This window comes from Plantactinospora sp. ZYX-F-223 (assembly GCF_039649625.1).
Classification (GTDB): domain Bacteria; phylum Actinomycetota; class Actinomycetes; order Mycobacteriales; family Micromonosporaceae; genus Plantactinospora.
The window spans coordinates 1-2,047 of the sequence record NZ_JBDJAV010000141.1; the positions used below are offsets into that span (position 1 = coordinate 1).

Annotated in this window: 1 protein-coding gene and 1 CRISPR repeat array; the gene reads right to left on the reverse strand. The window is 69.7% G+C overall.

Features of this window, described 5'->3' with window-relative positions; translation table 11 throughout:
- Positions 1-35: 35 nt before the first annotated feature.
- Positions 36-742: a CRISPR direct-repeat array (repeat unit 37 nt; unit sequence GCTGCGCCCGGACCCCGCGCCGGGCGAGGATCGCAAC).
- Positions 743-1,034: 292 nt separating this feature from the next.
- Entirely contained in the window at positions 1,035-1,916 is an 882-nt protein-coding gene (locus tag AAH979_RS42800; protein WP_346263835.1) for a replication-relaxation family protein, read from the reverse strand.
- Positions 1,917-2,047 lie beyond the last annotated feature (131 nt).

Sequence of the window (2,047 nt, forward strand, 5' to 3'; positions counted from 1 at the left end):
CCGCTTCACCCGGGTCGACAGCCGGTCGGACTCGTGCTGCGCCCGGACCCCGCGCCGGGCGAGGATCGCAACCACGGCAGCACCATTCCGGCGCCAATCTCCGGCCGCCCGCTGCGCCCGGACCCCGCGCCGGGCGAGGATCGCAACAATGGTGAGCGCCGCCCATTGGATACGTCAGAGCGGCTGCGCCCGGACCCCGCGCCGGGCGAGGATCGCAACGACGGCCACGGCGACGTCGCGCTGCGGCTAGCCGAGTGCTGCGCCCGGACCCCGCGCCGGGCGAGGATAGCAACGGCTTGATTCCCGTACGGACGGTGGTCGGGCTCGGCGGCAGCTGCGCCCGGACCCGGCGCCGGGCGAGGATCGCAACGGGACCGACGTCGGCGATGACCTCGGTCATCTCCGGCCGCTGCGCCCGGACCCCGCGCCGGGCGAGGATCGCAACGCGCGCAGGGCAGCGAGTACGGTTGCCGCCTCGGCGAGCTGCGCCCGGACCCCGCGCCGGGCGAGGATCGCAACTTCGCGACGTGCAACTCGGACCAGACGAGCAGATCATCGCTGCGCCCGGACCTCGCGCCGGGCGAGGATCGCAACGGGTGGGCGATCGTCAACTCCGCTACCGCCCTGGCGCGGCTGCGCCCGGACCCCGCATCAGGCGAGGATCGCAACGCCTCCCACTGCCACAGATGGCAGTCTTGTCGGCACGCTGCGCCCAGACCCCGCGCCGGGCGAGGCCCGCAGCGGGATCACCGCCCGACGTACCGGGCTCGGGATGGCTTTGTGCCTGATCGCTGCGATCAGGGCAAGGACGTGCGTTCCAGATCGCCTTCGACGGCCGGCTCACCCTGGCCAGCCACTGACTACGTCACAACTACCAAGATCAGCCGTGAACTTGGCACTCCCGGTGCCAGCCGGTTGAGCAGAAGCGGACGGGAAGATGCCGCGATCTCCTGTCAGCGCAAGATGCTGTCGGCTATTACCACCCAACGCAACCGACTGCCCCAACAGCCGGCCGGATGGGCAGCAGCAGAGGTTCATGCGGCTTGGTCCTGTTCGGTGTCGGACAAGGTGCGGGCGAGGCCGGCGAGGCGTAGCCGGGCGCCGGGCCGGCGGTGGAGCCACCATATGTCGTCGGCAGGGGTGGCGGCCCGTTGTGCGGCGCTGTCGCGGGCTGCGGTGGCGATGGGGTACCACACGTCGGCCTCGGCCAGTCGCGTGTGGAGATGGTGTTCTCGGGCGGTCGAGTGGAGCCAGAACAGCAACGGTGGCACCCTGCCCGTGACGCGGGCGAGGTCTTGGTATCCGGCGATCTTGTCGACGAGGACGGGGAGAGGCTCGGTGCCGGTGTCGTACTCGACGAAGAACGGCAGGCTGGTGCTGTGTTCGGTCCAGATCCCGTGCCCGTCCGGGCGCACTCGCGGCGTGTAGACGAGAACCTGCACCGGGTCCCCGGACTCGGCGAAGCCCCCGCTGCGTTGGTAGCGCGCGGCGGGCCACCACCGGTCAAGACTGGCCTCGGGATGGGTACGGGCGTAGCCGGCGAGATCGGTGAAGAACCCGTTCACGCCGAGCAGGTGAGGTAGGTTGGCGCGGTTGGTCAGGTGCCACCGACGTCGGCGGGCCTGGTCCTTGCGAGGGAGGTCTTCACCGCGGTGAGCGGCGACGATCTCCACACCGAGCTGCCCGAGCAGATAGTGGTAGGGGTAGGTGCCGCCCTCGGCCCTGAACGGTCTGAACCGGCCCAACAGACCGACCTGGCAGAGCTTGCGAAGCCGGCGTTGGGCGAAATCGAGCGACCCGTAGAGGGCGTGGTTGATCTGGTCGGTGGTCAGCACGCCATGGTCGGCCAACCAGCCGAGCAGGACGTGATCGCGGTCGGTCAGGCGGGACTGTACCCGCAGGAACGGTTCATCCATCAGGCATTCCTTCTCTCGTTCTTAAGCACATATCCCCACGGGGAGACCCCCAGATAGTGGTCTGTCGCGGTACGGCGCCGACGCCCGACAGACGCCATGACCTGTGTTGTTAGCTGACGGAGGGGGTCGGT